The following is a 14,416-nucleotide window of genomic DNA, read 5'->3' on the forward strand; positions in this document are numbered from 1 at the left end:
AAATTCTTGAAGCTCTTTCAAGACGCGTGCCGCTTTCCGTTGAGAGCCGGCGGCGCCTACCATGCTTGCGGGAACACAGAACATATCTGGCAAACCAGATGGGAGGCACTGTGAGTGCAGATCATGACGGGGCGAACCTGCTTGAGGTTCGTGGCCTGACCAAGATATTTGGCACGCTGACGGCGTGCGATCATATCGACCTCAACATCGCCAAGGGTGAAATCCACGCACTGCTCGGCGAGAATGGCGCCGGCAAGTCGACGCTGGTCAAGATGCTGTTCGGCTCGCTGGAGCCCAATTCCGGCGAGATTTTCTGGAACGGCCAGGCGGTGCGGATCGCCAGCCCGGGTGCTGCCAAGAAGCTCGGCATCGGCATGGTGTTCCAGCATTTTTCGTTGTTCGAGGCGCTGACCGCGGCCGAGAACATCGCGCTGTCGCTCGATGACGGCGCGCCGATCAGCAGCATTGCCGCCAAGGCGAGGGCGCTTTCCTACAGCTACGGCCTGCCGCTCGATCCGGACACGCTGGTCGGCGACCTGTCGGTCGGCGAGCGCCAGCGCATCGAGATCATCCGCTGCCTGCTGCAGACGCCGCAGCTCATCATCCTGGACGAGCCGACCTCGGTGCTGACGCCGCAGGAGGCCGACAAGCTGTTCGAGACGCTGGAGCGGCTGCGCGCGGAAGGCAAGTCGATCCTCTACATTTCGCACCGGCTCGAAGAGGTCAAACGCATCTGCGACCGCGCCACCGTGCTGCGTCACGGCAAGGTGGTCGGTCACTGCAACCCGCGCGAGGAGACTGCTGCCTCGCTCGCCCGCATGATGGTCGGCAACGAGGTGCAGGCCGTGGTGCGTGCACCGGTCGAGGGGATCGAAACCGCGCAGGCGCTGCTCGAAATCCGCGACCTCAGCCGCAAGCCGGCGACGCCGTTCTCCATTCCGCTGAAGACCATCAACCTCAATGTCCGCGCCGGCGAGGTGATCGGCATTGCCGGTGTCGCCGGCAACGGCCAGGGCGAGTTCTTCGAATCCGTCTCCGGCGAAGTGTTGCAGCAGGATGCCGCCTCGGTGCGCATCCGGGGCAAGGATGCGGGCGGCCTCACCATCACCGGACGGCGCCTGCTGGGTGCCGCCTTCGTGCCGGAGGAGCGCCTCGGTCATGGTGCCGCGCCGCGCATGAAGCTCTCGGAAAACCTGCTGCTCTCGCGCCATGCCACCGACGGCAAGGCCTTTGTCGGTGCTGGTGGAATGGTCAAGAGCGGCGCTGTCTACGCCGCCTCGCAACGCATCATCGAGGCAATGGACGTGCGCAAGAGTGCGCCGGATCCTGAAGCGGCAGCGCTTTCGGGCGGCAATCTGCAGAAATTCATCGTCGGCCGCGAACTTGACCGCCGCCCGAGCGTCATGGTGGTCAACCAGCCGACCTGGGGCGTCGATGCCGGTGCCGCCGCCCATATCCGGCAGGCGCTGATCGAACTGTCGCGCAGCGGATCGGCGGTGCTGGTGATCAGCCAGGATCTCGACGAGCTGTTCGAAATCTCGGACTCGATCGCGGTCATGCACAATGGCGAGCTTTCCAAGCCGATGCCGATCGCCGAGGCAACCTTCGAGAAGGTCGGTCTGCTGATGGGCGGCGCCGAGCCCGGCCACGCCGAACACACGCTGGAGACGGCATGATGCGCCTCGAACTCGTCAAACGCCCGCAGCGCTCCGTACTGTTTTCGGCCCTGTCGCCGTTCATCGCCTTCGCGCTGACCATCATTGCCGGCGCGGTTCTGTTCGCGCTGCTCGGCGTCAATCCGCTTACGGCGTTCCGGATCTATTTCATCGAGCCGATCAGCCAGGTCTGGCAGCTGCATGAGCTGGCGATCAAGGCGGCGCCGCTGGTCCTGATCGCCGTCGGCCTGTCGGTCTGCTACAAGGCCAACATCTGGAACATCGGCGCCGAGGGCCAGTTCGTCTTCGGCGCCATCTTCGGCTCCGCCATTCCGGTGCTGTTTCCGCAATTCGAAGGCCCGCTGGTGCTGCCGCTGATGCTTCTGCTCGGCATGGTCGGCGGTGCGGCCTATGCGGCGATCCCCGCGTTTCTGAAAACCCGGTTCAATACCAACGAGATCCTGACCAGCCTGATGCTGGTCTATGTCGCCCAACTCTTCCTCGACTGGCTGGTGCGCGGCCCGTGGCGCGATCCGCAGGGCCATGGTTTCCCGCAGACAATCCAGTTCGGTGACTCGGCCGTGCTGCCGGAACTGATGCCTGACGCCGGACGCGCCAACTGGGGTTTCGTCTTTGCGCTGGTTGCCGCGGTCCTGGTCTGGATCCTGATGAGCCGCATGCTCAAGGGCTTCGAGGTCCGCGTGCTGGGCTCGAGCCCACGGGCAGGGCGCTTCGCCGGCTTCGGCCTCAACCGCATGGTGTTCTTCGCCTTCCTGCTGTCTGGCGCACTGGCCGGACTTGCCGGCATCTCCGAAGTCTCGGGCGCCATCGGGCAGCTGCAGCCGGTGATCTCGCCCGGCTACGGCTTCACCGCCATCATCGTGGCGTTCCTTGGGCGCCTCAATCCGCTTGGCATCATCGCGGCGGGTCTGGTGCTGGCGCTGACCTATCTCGGCGGCGAGGCGGTGCAAAGCGCACTCGGCATCTCCGACAAGGTGGCGAGGGTGTTTCAGGGCATGCTTTTGTTCTTTGTGCTCGGCTGCGACACGCTCATCCACTACCGCATCCGCGTGATCGGCCTGGCGCTGACGAAACAAGAAGGCGCGGCGAAGCTCGAAGCCGCGCCCAAGTTGAAGGAAGCCCGCTGATGGACATCACCGTCAACATCCTCCTGACCATCGCCACGGCAGCGACCCCGCTGTTGATCGCGGCGATCGGCGAACTGGTGGTCGAACGCTCCGGCGTGCTCAATCTCGGCGTCGAAGGCATGATGATCATGGGCGCGGTCGGCGGCTTCGGCGCCGGCTATCTGACCGGCTCGCCGTGGATCGGCCTTTTGGCGGCAATCGTCATGGGCGCGCTGTTCTCGCTGCTGTTTGCCGTCATGACGCTGTCGCTGGCCACCAACCAGGTGGCGACCGGCCTGTCGCTGACGCTGCTCGGCCTCGGCCTCTCCGGCATGATCGGCACGAGCTTTGTCGGTCAGCCCGGTGTCAGGCTGCCCAATCTCGACATTCCCGGCCTTAGCTCAATCCCGGTCGTGGGCAAGCTGCTGTTCGGCCAGGATCCGATCTTCTACATCTCGATCGCGCTGACCGCCTCCGTCATGTGGTTCCTGTTCAAGACACGCACCGGCCTTACGCTGCGTTCGATCGGCGACAGTCACACATCGGCGCACGCGCTCGGTATCAAGGTCATCCGCTACCGTTATCTCTCAGTCATCTTCGGCGGCGCTTGCGCCGGTCTGGCCGGCGGCCACCTGTCGCTCGTCTACACGCCGCAATGGGTCGAGAACATGACCGCGGGCCGTGGCTGGATCGCACTGGCGCTGGTTGTGTTCGCGTCGTGGCGGCCTTGGCGGGTGCTAGCCGGCGCCTACATCTTCGGTGCGGTGTGGATCGGCCAGCTTCATGCACAGGCTTTTGGCATTCCGGTGCCCTCGCAGATGCTTTCTTCTCTGCCCTATCTGGCAACTGTCGTGGTTCTCGTTCTAATCTCGCGCAACAAGCGTCTGACGATGATGAACACGCCGGCATCCCTGGGGCAGCCATTCGTTCCGGATCGTTGACAATAAAAAAGACGGGAAGCTCCGAGGCTTAACACAGAGAGGTAACACAATGAAAAAACTGCTTATTGCCCTGATGACGACAACAGCGGCTTTGTCGCTGGCCGCGTCCGCAGAGGCTGCCGACAAGTTGAAGGCCTGCTGGGTCTATACCGGCCCGATCGGCGATTTCGGCTATTCCTACCAGCACGACCAGGGCCGGCTCGAGGTCGAGAAGGCGCTCGGCGACAAGGTGGAGACCGCCTATCTGGAGAACGTCTCGGAAGGCCCCGATGCCGACCGTGCTTTCGAGCGCCTGGCGCGCGAAGGCTGCAAGCTGATCTTCGGCACATCGTTCGGCTTCATGGACGCCGAAGTAAAGGTCGCCAAGAAGTTCCCCAAGGTGATGTTCGAGCACGCCACTGGCTACAAGACCGGCGACAATCTCGGCATCTACAATGCGCGCTTCTATGAAGGCCGCTACGTGCTCGGCCAGATCGCCGCCAAGGAATCGAAGGCCGGCGTTGCCGGCTACATCGTCTCCTTCCCGATCCCGGAAGTGGTGATGGGCATCAACTCCTTCATGCTCGGCGCGCAGTCGATCAACCCGAATTTCAAGGCCAAGATCGTCTGGGTCAATTCGTGGTTCGATCCGGGCAAGGAAGCCGACGCTGCCAAGGCGCTGTTCGACCAGGGCGCCGACATCATCGTCCAGCACACCGATTCGACCGCTGCCTTGCAGGTGGCCGAGGAGCGCAAGCTGCACGGCTTCGGCCAGTCGTCCGACATGATCAAGTTCGCGCCGAACGCGCAGCTGACCTCGCTCACCGACGAATGGGGTCCCTATTACACAAGCCGGGTCCAGGCAGCGCTGGACGGCACCTGGAAGCCGGACAATGTCTGGCTCGGCATCAAGGACGGCGCGGTCAAGCTCGCGCCCTTCACCAACATGCCCGACGACGTGAAGGCGATGGCCGAGGCAACCTCGAAGAAGATCGCCGGCGGCTGGAACCCCTTCACCGGACCGATCGCCAAGCAGGACGGCTCGGCGTGGCTGAAGGACGGCGAAGTCGCCGACGACGGCACGCTGCTCGGCATGAACTTCTATGTGAAGGGCGTCGACGACAAGCTGCCGCAATAAGCGGCGCACCCGAATAGGAAAGGGCGCCGCGAGGCGCCCTTTTCATTGTCTGGAGAAACCGAACAAAGGCTCAGACAGCCGAACCGTAGAGGTCATAGGCATCGGCACGGTCGATCTTGACGGTGACGATGTCGCCTTGGCGCAGCGGACGGCGCGACTGGATGTGGACCGAGCCGTCGATCTCGGGCGCATCGTATTTGGTGCGACCCTTCGCCGAGGTGCCGTGCGCATCGTCGATCAGTACCGGCAGGCGCTTGCCGACCTTCCTGGCCAGCTGCGTCGCCGAAATCTTCTGCTGGCGCTGCATGAAGCGGTGCCAGCGTGCCTCCTTGATTTCCTGCGGCACGTGTTCGAGACCGAGGTCGTTGGAACGGGCGCCCTTGACCGGCTCATATTTGAAGCAGCCGGCACGGTCGATCTTGGCCTCGTCCAGCCAGTCGAGCAGCATTTCGAAATCGTCGTCCGTCTCGCCGGGAAAGCCGACGATGAAGGTCGAGCGGATGGCGAGATCCGGGCAGACATCCCGCCAGCCGCGGATGCGTTCCAGCGTCTTTTCGCCGTGCGCCGGGCGGCGCATGTTCTTCAGCACCTGCGGCGACGCATGCTGGAACGGGATGTCCAGATAGGGAAGGATCTTGCCGTCGGCCATCAGCGGGATGACATCGGCGACATGCGGGTAGGGGTAGACATAGTGCATGCGCACCCAGATGCCGAGCTTGCCCAGTTCCTCCGAGAGATCGAGGAATTTCGCGCGCACTTCGCGATCGCCGAACATGGACGTCTGGTACTTGATGTCGATCCCGTAGGCGCTGGTGTCCTGCGAGATGACGAGCAGCTCCTTGACGCCGGCCTTGGCCAGTTTCTCGGCTTCGCGCAGCACATCGGCCGCCGGCCGCGAAACGAGATCGCCACGCAGGGCGGGGATGATGCAGAAGGTGCAGCGGTTGTTGCAGCCTTCCGAGATCTTGAGATAGGCATAGTGGCGCGGCGTCAGCTTGACGCCCTGCGGCGGCAGTAGGTCGATATAGGGATCGTGCGAGGGCGGAGCTGCCTCATGCACGGCGGCCATCACGCTCTCATAGGCCTGTGGCCCGGTGATCGCCAGCACGTTGGGATGCTTCTCGCGGATCACATCCGGCTCAGCGCCCAGGCAGCCGGTGACGATGACCCTGCCGTTTTCCGAAAGCGCGGAGCCGATGGCATTGAGCGACTCGTCGCGGGCGGAATCGAGAAAGCCGCAGGTGTTGACGACGACGAGATCGGCGCCGTCATGCTTGCGGGCGATCTCATAGCCTTCGGCGCGCAGGCGCGTGATGATGCGCTCGGAATCCACGAGCGCCTTAGGGCATCCAAGGCTGACGAAACTGACGCGAGGGGCGGACATAGGGCAAGTTTCCAATGGACTCGAAGCCGGAACACCGATCCGGTCCGCAGTCTCAACATATGACGGTTTGCATGGCTCCCGCAGGAGCTCAATTTGGGCGGCGCAATAGCACGGGTTCAGCAATCAAGCAAACAAGACCGGCGCCAGCGCGACGCCGACCACGTCTCAATGCCCGCCCGACCCCAACCAGGGCGCCAGGAAAGCGAAGTGATCGGGGTACTGCAGTACCGCACCGTCCAGCAGCATTTTCACCGCAACGTAGAGAATAATCGCCAGGCCGAGATAGGCGATCCAGCGATATTTGTGCAGGAGGCGCGCGACGAACGAGGCAGCAAAGCCCATCAAGGCAATCGACAGGGCCAGTCCGACAATCAGGACCGTCGGATGGTTCATCGCCGCTCCCGCTACGGCAAGAACGTTGTCGAGCGACATCGAAACGTCGGCGATGACGATCTGCCAGGCAGCCTGCGAGAAGGTCTTGCGCGGCCCTTTGCCACCGATGACTCCGTCCTTGTCGAAATCACCATTCGACAGAGATTCGGTCGCGTCGCGCTCCTGTTCATGACTGACACGCAGTTCGCGCCACATCTTCCAGCAGACCCACAGCAGCAGCAGGCCGCCGGCGAGAAGCAGGATGGGGCCAATGGTCAGCAGCCATTGCGTGATCAGGGCGAAGAAAATGCGAAGAACGGTGGCCGCCGCGATGCCGACGAGAATGGCCTGCTTGCGCTGAGCGGCTGGCAGGCCGGCCGCGGCGAGGCCGATGACGATGGCATTGTCGCCAGCAAGCGCAAGGTCGATGGCTATGACCTGAAGAAGAGCCGATAAGCCCGCGGCAGTGAATATTTCCATAGACCTGCAAGCCCTTGCCTGTTCGCCAAGTGTTCGTCGTTGACTATCCAAACGGGCCTAAAGGCATGGTCCGTTGGCGTCAAGACGCCGCATCGGACAACGTTGGGAAACCACTTTTGTTACAGTGGGATTACCGGGGGATTTTCAGTTCTCGCAGCTCGAAACGCTTGCGCCGCTGCGAGTGTGGAAAACTAGTCGTAGAGATTGTACTTCGCCCAGTCGGCTTCCGGAATTTCGTCGCCGATCCGGTAGCGCAGCTGCAGGACCTCCATATGGTCCGGACCGGTCTGGCATTTGAATTTCAGCCGATACCATTGTCCCTTGCTGCGGAACGCCGCACCAGGGCTCCTGATCGCATCGGCGCTCATCTCGGGCGTGGCGAAGGCGTAGGCGACGACACGGTCGGCCTTGAACTTGCGGTCATCGTGCGTGATCTGGTCCAGGACTTCGGCATCGCAGCGCTGCTCGAGGCGTGTTTGCGGATCAAGTTTCATCAGGCCGTTGCGCAAGGCGTTGTCCATTGCGCTGGCCGGAAAAGCCAGCGTCAGGGACGCAATGGCCATCATGCAGAGTGTCTTCATGGGCGGGACTAGCAGCATATTTTGTCTGAAAAATCAACCAAGAGGGGCGCTTCGTGCTCGGTAAGCGCCCGCATTCAGGCGGTCTGCGCAATCAAAATCTCGTGTCGGACGTCGTCATTCGGGGCCTGCGGCCAACGAACCAGCGAGGCGCGGCCGGCATCGGTGAGGTCGTAAAGGCCGCGATCGACGCGCGCGAACCAGCCATAGACATTATGCTGCAGGATTTTCGGCGCGATCGGCGTCAAGGCCTTCAGATCGCGCGGTCGCCTGGGTCCGTCAACCATCGCGGCGGCGCAGGTGAGGGCGCTTTGGCGGTAGGCGGTCATGATCGGATTGCGCGATCCACCGCCGGCGACGGGATCGCCGCGGCGACGCTGATGCTCATCGACAAGACGGGAGCGCCGCCGTGCGTTCTTGCGCGGCTCCGGCGCGGCGGGACTGACAAGCACTTCGACCTTATCACTGGCTGTCACGCCAAGCACGCCGAAGCCAAGCCGACGGCAGAGATTGCGGAACCGGGCGTCGCTTTCGCGCCCCTTGCCACGTGCCGACATGCGCGCCGCCAGCCAGACCTCGTCGCAAGCGGCGGCACGGTCGACGGCTTGCAGCACGAGTTCGAGATTGAACTGCAGCTTCAATTCGCAGATGACGACCACCGGCGGCTCGCCCTCGCGCAGCGCGACGATGTCGCAGCCGCCAATCTCCCCCTTCACGACGAAGTCGAGACTTTCGAGAAACCGCTTCACCGGCGCATAGAGTGAGGTCTCGTTCATCCCTCAAGGCTTAGCCGATTCGGCGCAAAAAACCTTCTGCCCGCGACCGCCCAAAGCCATCTGTCGAGCTGGTCGATGCCCCGCGAATCGGGCAACACCGCGATCGATAGGCGGACGATTAGGCGATATCGGCCGGTTCGGCCTTACGTTTTCGCCCGGTTATCATGGCCCGGACCAGGTTTTCGCGATGGCGAAAGCTGGCCAGCGCGACGCCGCCCAGATGGAAAAGGACCAGCACGAGCAGGCTGTGCGCCGCCAGGCTGTGCGCCGCTTCGACCCACGTTACGCCGAAATAGGCGTCCGTTGTCATCAACCAGCCGGTGAGTGCGGTCGACCCCATTGTTCCAATCAGCACGATTACCATCGCGGCGCCGGCAGGATTGTGGCCGATATAGCGGGCCTCACGACCGCTGACTATTGCCAAGAGATAGCGCAGCACCGTCGCCGGACCGCGCACGAATTGGGCGAACCGCGCGTAGGGCGTGCCCACGAATCCCCACAAGAGCCGCATCGCGACGAGGGCGGCAGCGGCATAGCCAGCCCAGTGATGAATGATCTCGGAAGAATGCGAGGTGAGCCAGGCGATGACGAAGCTCAGAACCAGCGCCCAGTGGAAGCTGCGTACGACCCGGTCCCAGACGCGCACCATTTCTGGCGATCGGTGCGCGTCCATGACTGCCGAACCGCTCGGATCAGTTTTCGCCGGCTTCGGCATTGTCGAGCTTTTCAAGGGTCTCGGCATTGTAGGCCAGGTTCACCTTCTTACCGGCCTTGTCGACCGCGTAAACTTCGTAGCAGCCCTTCTCGACCTTGATCTGGCGGACAGTGAGGCCTTCGCCGGTCAATTGCGCCTCGAGTGTTGCCTTGGGCTTGAACTGCGATTTTGGGGCGGTGCTGCAGCTGCCGCCGGCGGCAAATGCCGGCCCTGCAATGACGCCGGCGAGGGCGGCTAGAAGAAGAGTGCGATACATGATTGCTCCATTCGGAATGGTTGGGCGCGGATGTCGCGCCTGTGGGTGGGATGTCGATCAGTTCCTGTCGGACGGCGCATAACCGTCAGGGGTTCGGCATAACCAATTCAACCTGACAACTGGCTGACAGCAGCATCCGTGCCGCGACCGGGTGGTACCGGCCATACCTCCACTGTCAGCTTCTTGTCAGCCTGGCTGTTCTAGCCCGACGCCGCGACCAAGAATCATTCCCCAACCACCGCTTGCGGGTCGCCGCAAACGATCAGGAGCTTCTCGAACATGCAGCCTCTCAAGACCGGACTGGTCCTCGTCCTGCTAGCCGTATCGGCACCCGCCTTCGCCACCTCGATCGTACACGTCAAGCTTTGGGACAAGGAAGGCGTCGCGAGCCCCAACTCGAAAATGGGGATGGGCATGCCGGCTAACATGAGCATGGCCACCATGAGGATCAAACTGGATCAGACAGTCGTATCCGCGGGTAAAATCTCCTTCGAGGTTCAGAACAGCTCCAAGGACACGGTCCACGAGATGATCGTGGTGCCGGTGAGCGACCCCAAAAAGACGACGCTGCCCTACGTGCCGAATGAAAACCGCGTCAACGAGGATGCGGCAGGCCATCTCGGTGAAGTCTCCGAACTTGACCCCGGCAAGACCGGATCTCTGACGCTCGACCTCAAGCCCGGCAACTATGCCGTCTTTTGCAATATTCCCGGCCACTTCATGAACGGAATGTGGGCGACCATCCTGGTCAAGTAGGCGGTGATTGAGTTACCCGCCGCGCCAATCAGGGGCGGCGGGCTTTTTTTTGTTCACACCCGCCGATGTCAGCCGTCAGGCTTCGGTGCTCGGCGCTGGACGGTTCGATTCTCACGGGGCAGGAGCGGATAGCTGACTTGGCCGAAGTAACTGGCCGGGATCGGATCATCGACGCCATATTTTTCCGGAACCTTGTTGCCGGTGGCATTGTAGGTGCCGAACACCATGTCGAGGACAGGCAGCTGCCCGGCGAAGTTCTTGTCATAGGCTTCGCGCTGGTTGGCATGGTGCCAACGATGGAACTGCGGGCTGGCGATCAGCCACTTCAAGGGGCCGAACGGAATCCGCAGGTTTGAATGAACAAGCAGCGTGTGTCCAAAATAGAGTGACGAAAAGACGGCGATCGAGGCTTCGGAGAAGCCGAGGAAAAAGATCGGCGTCAGCGATATCGCCTTTGTGAGGATTGCGTCGACCGGGTGGGAGTGGAAGGCGCCGAGCCAGTCCAGCTCCTCGATGCCGTGGTGAACGGCGTGGAATTTCCAAAGCGCGGGGATTTCGTGGAAGGCCCGGTGCGTCCAGTAGACGCCGATATCGGTGATCAAGATGATTTCCGCGACCTGCAGCCAGATGGGCTGGCTGCCGACGGCGTGCGCCATTGATTGCGGGACCAGGATTGAAGCGGCATCGAGGGTGTTGGCCGCGATCAGAACGATGACCACTTTTATGATGAGGCCGTTGAACAGCACATAGATCAGATCGACACCCAGGCCCTTGCGGAGGGTCTTCTGGGGCCGTTCGTGGAACAGATGTTCGAACGGAATGAAGATCAACGCGGAGATCAACAGCGCCTTGATGCCAAATATATCCATTTGCCCGCCTCTGTTGCCTTTGCCGTTGGCCAGCACCCGCTCGCGCTTCAGCTTTCGGACAGAACCACATTTCTCCTTTCCAAAGGCTTGATGCCGGTCCCACGTGGTCACGGTCGCGACCCGGGATGTGATCGAGACGCTCACCGGCCTGTCACATCGGTGTCGCAACCGGGCGATATCTCAGCGATGTGCGGTCGACGAACGCAGCGCGTGCCGCGCGTCCTCCCAAGACCAACCCCTCCGGTTCCCTGCCGGCGGGGTTTTCTATTTCAGATGCCGTCTTGCTTGGCAGTCGCGAATTGTCCTTGCTATTGTGGCTCTACGATCAGCGCAGGACACCCCCGTCATGGACACAAGTGAAATGATTGCGATCGGCGACACCCTCATGAGGATCGTCACGCCCGACATGTCTCCCAAGCAGCTTGTCAAGGCAGCCCAGAAAGCGCACCCTAAAGCTTCGAAGAAGGACATAGCGAGAGCGGCCTTCTTTTCAATCATCGCAAATGCGGATCAGGACATCGGCAAGGCCAAGAACCTGCAGGCATTTGCTATCGCGGAGCGTAGTCAGAGATCCGATTGATTGAGGCAATCGCCTGGCGTTGCGCGGGCTCGTCACCGCCGCGCCACCACGGTTGCCGACCGCCACGATCGAGTGCGCGGTTCAAGAAGCTGTATGGTCCAGGAGTTTGGTGGTCGGGTCGCGACGCTGTTCGGAATTGGCGCGGTCGACACCCTCAACAGTTATCGCGATCGTCCCGTTCTCGATCCTTGCTATCCAACCTTTTGCCTTGAGATACCAGAGATGAAACTCAAGGTGCTCTCGCGGGCAGCCTGACAATCGTTCAAGCTCTACGTCTCCAATGCCAGGATTGTTGACGTCTTGTCTGCGTTTTACATAGAGAAGTGCCAGCAGTTTTGCTTGAATTACGACGTCACGCTCCATGCCTTTGGGGTTTGCGGCTTCGTCGGCCAGTTCCCGACGCAGACCCGCATGGTCCCTGTACTGGATGTCGTATTGCGCACGTTTGACAGGATCCTTGAGCGTATTGTGAGCCTCCACGATTTCGCTGAAGCGGGATTCATCGCCGGTGGCCTGATTGTCGGGATGGTAACGCATGGCGAAATAACGAAACACCCGTTCCAACGTTTCGGAGTTGGCGTTCGGGCTAACTTCCAGAACTTCGTAGTAGTCAACGAACATCGCGGCGCTCCCTCCAACGCAATCATATATTCGTATCGGCTAAAATAATGAACATCCAGTGGACAAGCTCGGAACCAAAGCAGTTACGTCGGACCATTTCTTGCGGCAGCCAAGACTTTGGTCTGATGGCCGGCTTCTGTCTGCTGGGAGGACCAATAGCGCTCAATGGACAGAAGTGTGGGTCGACAGATACCGCCGCACTGCATAGGCCAGTTGCCTTACGATGGCCGTATTTTTTGTACGCTGGAGCCGTATGGCGGAGGGAGTGCCCGCCGTTCCGCCGTTTCTGCCGCTTTTATGGCTCATAACCCATTGTAAACAGCAATAAAATCAATAATGTCACGTATGCGGTTATGGCAACGGGACATGAAATGTCTAGGCACAAGCTATCTGAAGCAGGCCTGAAGAAGCTCGACAAGGCGGGCATATACAGCGACGGCGACGGGCTTTTCCTGCGTGTCCGCAAGGGCGGATCGAAGCAGTGGTTTTTCATTTACAAGCGCGCCGGCAAGCGGGCTGAACTCGGCCTGGGCGGATACGGGCAGGGGACGGCACCGGTGTCTGTCGCTCTGGCCCGGGAGAAGGCCGACATATTTCGACAGAAGCTTGCCCGAGGCGAGGAATTGCGCGCGACCAGCAAGCCGCCGCGCGTCATCACATTCGAGCACTGCATGGATGAGTTGCTGAAGGCCAAGGCCGGCGACTGGAAGAACATGAAGCACAAAGCTCAGTGGGAAATGACGCTCCGCGAATATGCCAAGCCGCTTCACGAAATGCCGGTCGCCGACATCGTGCTCGGGGACGTGAAGGAATGTCTCTTGCCCCATTGGACAGAGAGGCCTGAGACGGCCGACAGGCTCCGGTCACGCATACAGGCTGTCATCGACTACGCCATCGCCCATGAGTGGCGCACAGCGACCAACCCGGCTCGCTGGCGTGGTCTGCTGGACAAGGTGATGCCGAAGCAGAAGACGCTTTCCCGAGGCCACCATGCGGCGTTGGCGTATGCCGAAACACCCGCGATGATCAGAAAGCTTCGCCAATCCACAGGCACCGCGGCGCGGGCGGTCGAGTTTCTTGCACTGACTGCCTCGCGCTCCGGCGAGACGCGCGGCGCCACGTTCCCCGAGATCGACGTCAAGGCAAAGACCTGGACCATACCGGCCGATCGCATGAAGGCCGGGAAAGAACATGTGGTGCCGCTCACCGACCGGGCGCTCGCCATTGTAGAAATCATGCGCCAACGGTCCACATCGCCGCTGGTCTTCGGGGGAGGAATCGAGGACCGGCCCATATCTGACACCGCGATGACGAAGGCGCTTAGGCTGGCATCGCCGGATAAGAAGGCGACGCTGCACGGGCTCCGCAGCTCGTTCCGCGATTGGTGCGGCGACTGCACGGCGTTCGAGCGTGACGTTGCCGAGGCTGCACTCGCTCACGCCCTCCGGGATAAGACAGAGGCAGCCTACAGGCGCGCAACGGCGCTGGAGAAGCGGCGGGAGTTGATGACGGCTTGGGAGGCTTACCTTGACGGATCACGGTGAAATCCTCAGGCGCGCCGCTGCGGGCGAACTAAGCGAAGCCGACGAAACCGCCTTGGCCGACCGGGTAGTGGAGGCGCTGCGGTTGTACGATCGCCACGTTCAACTTGGCATGGAACTACAAGACGCCAATGGCGACGAGATAAAGGCTCTCCAGGCGGTTTGCCGTTATCTTTCTCAGACAGCGATACCACCGTGGATGACCATGCCGTTCTGGCTCCGCATCACGGATCTTCGAGCCCCAGAGTTTCGAGAGTCCAGCGCGTCACTGCCAGAAGCGCAATTGTGGCCAAAGACCTTCGCTTCAGCGGCAATATCTCAATACAAAATTCTACACCTGCGCACGATCAGCGACGCTGCCAAACATGTGGCAAAGCTGACCGGCTTTGACCACGAGATGATCCTAGCGTTTCGTAAAAGGACGATCGACGAGAGGGAGAAGGGGACCGTCCGAAGGGCGGGTTACGATCACTACTTGGAGTATTTCAAGTCGATCCCGGCGGAGGATTTCGAGGCGACCGTTTTCGTGGATCTCGCCCAAATCTCCGCAATCCCGGCAGAAAAAAAGCGAGCTCACAGAAAATAGCGTAATTCGGACCTTTGATTTACGACCTGACTATGCCGCACATGAAGAGCCGTTAACCGGAG

At 61.3% G+C, this 14,416-nt stretch carries 16 protein-coding genes; 8 read left to right on the forward strand and 8 right to left on the reverse strand.

What is annotated here, in order from left to right:
- The first annotated feature begins 98 nt into the window (after nucleotides 1-98).
- The 4 genes from HGP13_RS21755 to HGP13_RS21770 are packed head-to-tail and all read left to right on the forward strand — an operon-like array spanning nucleotide 99 to nucleotide 4,840.
- Entirely contained in the window at nucleotides 99-1,676 is a 1,578-nt protein-coding gene (locus HGP13_RS21755) for an ABC transporter ATP-binding protein (RefSeq protein WP_172228938.1), read from the forward strand.
- On the forward strand, nucleotides 1,673-2,803 hold the full coding sequence (locus tag HGP13_RS21760) for an ABC transporter permease (RefSeq protein WP_172228939.1): 1,131 nt from the start codon (nucleotides 1,673-1,675) through the stop codon (nucleotides 2,801-2,803). Before HGP13_RS21755 ends, HGP13_RS21760 begins: the two co-directional genes overlap by 4 nt.
- Nucleotides 2,803-3,723, forward strand: a complete 921-nt coding sequence (locus tag HGP13_RS21765) for an ABC transporter permease (protein ID WP_172228940.1) — start codon at nucleotides 2,803-2,805, stop codon at nucleotides 3,721-3,723. Before HGP13_RS21760 ends, HGP13_RS21765 begins: the two co-directional genes overlap by 1 nt.
- 49 nt (nucleotides 3,724-3,772) lie before the next feature.
- Nucleotides 3,773-4,840, forward strand: a complete 1,068-nt coding sequence (locus tag HGP13_RS21770) for a BMP family ABC transporter substrate-binding protein (protein WP_172228942.1) — start codon at nucleotides 3,773-3,775, stop codon at nucleotides 4,838-4,840.
- Between the two features lie 70 nt (nucleotides 4,841-4,910).
- Here HGP13_RS21770 and rimO read toward each other — a convergent pair whose 3' ends face one another.
- The 6 genes from rimO to HGP13_RS21800 form a co-directional block, all read right to left on the reverse strand.
- A complete protein-coding gene (gene rimO, locus HGP13_RS21775; protein ID WP_172228944.1) occupies nucleotides 4,911-6,224 on the reverse strand; it encodes a 30S ribosomal protein S12 methylthiotransferase RimO in 1,314 nt (437 codons plus the stop codon).
- A gap of 165 nt (nucleotides 6,225-6,389) precedes the next feature.
- Nucleotides 6,390-7,076, reverse strand: a complete 687-nt coding sequence (locus HGP13_RS21780; RefSeq protein WP_172228946.1) for a TerC family protein — start codon at nucleotides 7,074-7,076, stop codon at nucleotides 6,390-6,392.
- 191 nt (nucleotides 7,077-7,267) lie between these two features.
- Nucleotides 7,268-7,675, reverse strand: a complete 408-nt coding sequence (locus HGP13_RS21785) for a DUF930 domain-containing protein (protein ID WP_172228948.1) — start codon at nucleotides 7,673-7,675, stop codon at nucleotides 7,268-7,270.
- Between the two features lie 56 nt (nucleotides 7,676-7,731).
- Nucleotides 7,732-8,430: a DUF2161 domain-containing phosphodiesterase gene (locus HGP13_RS21790; protein ID WP_172228950.1), complete on the reverse strand. Its 699-nt coding sequence runs from the start codon at nucleotides 8,428-8,430 to the stop codon at nucleotides 7,732-7,734.
- 118 nt (nucleotides 8,431-8,548) lie between these two features.
- The gene (locus HGP13_RS21795; RefSeq protein WP_348647077.1) at nucleotides 8,549-9,145 is read right to left on the reverse strand and encodes a cytochrome b/b6 domain-containing protein; all 597 of its coding nucleotides are present in this window, start codon (nucleotides 9,143-9,145) and stop codon (nucleotides 8,549-8,551) included.
- Nucleotides 9,123-9,401 (reverse strand): PepSY domain-containing protein, encoded by a 279-nt coding sequence (locus HGP13_RS21800; protein ID WP_172228952.1) that lies wholly within the window; start codon nucleotides 9,399-9,401, stop codon nucleotides 9,123-9,125. Before HGP13_RS21800 ends, HGP13_RS21795 begins: the two co-directional genes overlap by 23 nt.
- 279 nt (nucleotides 9,402-9,680) lie before the next feature.
- On the opposite strand from HGP13_RS21800, the gene HGP13_RS21805 reads away from it, so the two are divergent.
- On the forward strand, nucleotides 9,681-10,157 hold the full coding sequence (locus HGP13_RS21805) for a plastocyanin/azurin family copper-binding protein (RefSeq protein ID WP_172228954.1): 477 nt from the start codon (nucleotides 9,681-9,683) through the stop codon (nucleotides 10,155-10,157).
- A gap of 68 nt (nucleotides 10,158-10,225) precedes the next feature.
- Here the strand turns inward: HGP13_RS21805 and HGP13_RS21810 are convergent, their stop codons facing one another.
- Nucleotides 10,226-11,026, reverse strand: a complete 801-nt coding sequence (locus tag HGP13_RS21810; RefSeq protein ID WP_172228956.1) for a sterol desaturase family protein — start codon at nucleotides 11,024-11,026, stop codon at nucleotides 10,226-10,228.
- Nucleotides 11,027-11,372: 346 nt separating this feature from the next.
- Between HGP13_RS21810 and HGP13_RS21815 the strand changes: the two genes are divergently transcribed.
- Nucleotides 11,373-11,606, forward strand: a complete 234-nt coding sequence (locus HGP13_RS21815; RefSeq protein WP_172228958.1) for a hypothetical protein — start codon at nucleotides 11,373-11,375, stop codon at nucleotides 11,604-11,606.
- Between the two features lie 81 nt (nucleotides 11,607-11,687).
- Here the strand turns inward: HGP13_RS21815 and HGP13_RS21820 are convergent, their stop codons facing one another.
- On the reverse strand, nucleotides 11,688-12,227 hold the full coding sequence (locus HGP13_RS21820) for a J domain-containing protein (RefSeq protein ID WP_172228960.1): 540 nt from the start codon (nucleotides 12,225-12,227) through the stop codon (nucleotides 11,688-11,690).
- 371 nt (nucleotides 12,228-12,598) lie between these two features.
- On the opposite strand from HGP13_RS21820, the gene HGP13_RS21825 reads away from it, so the two are divergent.
- Nucleotides 12,599-13,771 (forward strand): site-specific integrase, encoded by a 1,173-nt coding sequence (locus HGP13_RS21825; RefSeq protein ID WP_172228962.1) that lies wholly within the window; start codon nucleotides 12,599-12,601, stop codon nucleotides 13,769-13,771.
- Nucleotides 13,755-14,354, forward strand: a complete 600-nt coding sequence (locus HGP13_RS21830) for a hypothetical protein (protein ID WP_172228964.1) — start codon at nucleotides 13,755-13,757, stop codon at nucleotides 14,352-14,354. Before HGP13_RS21825 ends, HGP13_RS21830 begins: the two co-directional genes overlap by 17 nt.
- Nucleotides 14,355-14,416: the final 62 nt, after the last annotated feature.

It is taken from the genome of Mesorhizobium sp. NZP2077, from assembly GCF_013170805.1.
Lineage (GTDB): Bacteria > Pseudomonadota > Alphaproteobacteria > Rhizobiales > Rhizobiaceae > Mesorhizobium.

Coding starts and splice junctions, on each gene's coding strand:
- HGP13_RS21755 (WP_172228938.1), top strand. CDS start 99: ATGGGAGGCACTGTGAGTGCAGATCATGACGGGGCGAACCTGCTTGAG.
- HGP13_RS21760 (WP_172228939.1), top strand. CDS start 1,673: ATGATGCGCCTCGAACTCGTCAAACGCCCGCAGCGCTCCGTACTGTTT.
- HGP13_RS21765 (WP_172228940.1), top strand. CDS start 2,803: ATGGACATCACCGTCAACATCCTCCTGACCATCGCCACGGCAGCGACC.
- HGP13_RS21770 (WP_172228942.1), top strand. CDS start 3,773: ATGAAAAAACTGCTTATTGCCCTGATGACGACAACAGCGGCTTTGTCG.
- rimO (WP_172228944.1), bottom strand. CDS start 6,224: ATGTCCGCCCCTCGCGTCAGTTTCGTCAGCCTTGGATGCCCTAAGGCG.
- HGP13_RS21780 (WP_172228946.1), bottom strand. CDS start 7,076: ATGGAAATATTCACTGCCGCGGGCTTATCGGCTCTTCTTCAGGTCATA.
- HGP13_RS21785 (WP_172228948.1), bottom strand. CDS start 7,675: ATGCTGCTAGTCCCGCCCATGAAGACACTCTGCATGATGGCCATTGCG.
- HGP13_RS21790 (WP_172228950.1), bottom strand. CDS start 8,430: ATGAACGAGACCTCACTCTATGCGCCGGTGAAGCGGTTTCTCGAAAGT.
- HGP13_RS21795 (WP_348647077.1), bottom strand. CDS start 9,145: ATGCCGAAGCCGGCGAAAACTGATCCGAGCGGTTCGGCAGTCATGGAC.
- HGP13_RS21800 (WP_172228952.1), bottom strand. CDS start 9,401: ATGTATCGCACTCTTCTTCTAGCCGCCCTCGCCGGCGTCATTGCAGGG.
- HGP13_RS21805 (WP_172228954.1), top strand. CDS start 9,681: ATGCAGCCTCTCAAGACCGGACTGGTCCTCGTCCTGCTAGCCGTATCG.
- HGP13_RS21810 (WP_172228956.1), bottom strand. CDS start 11,026: ATGGATATATTTGGCATCAAGGCGCTGTTGATCTCCGCGTTGATCTTC.
- HGP13_RS21815 (WP_172228958.1), top strand. CDS start 11,373: ATGGACACAAGTGAAATGATTGCGATCGGCGACACCCTCATGAGGATC.
- HGP13_RS21820 (WP_172228960.1), bottom strand. CDS start 12,227: ATGTTCGTTGACTACTACGAAGTTCTGGAAGTTAGCCCGAACGCCAAC.
- HGP13_RS21825 (WP_172228962.1), top strand. CDS start 12,599: ATGTCTAGGCACAAGCTATCTGAAGCAGGCCTGAAGAAGCTCGACAAG.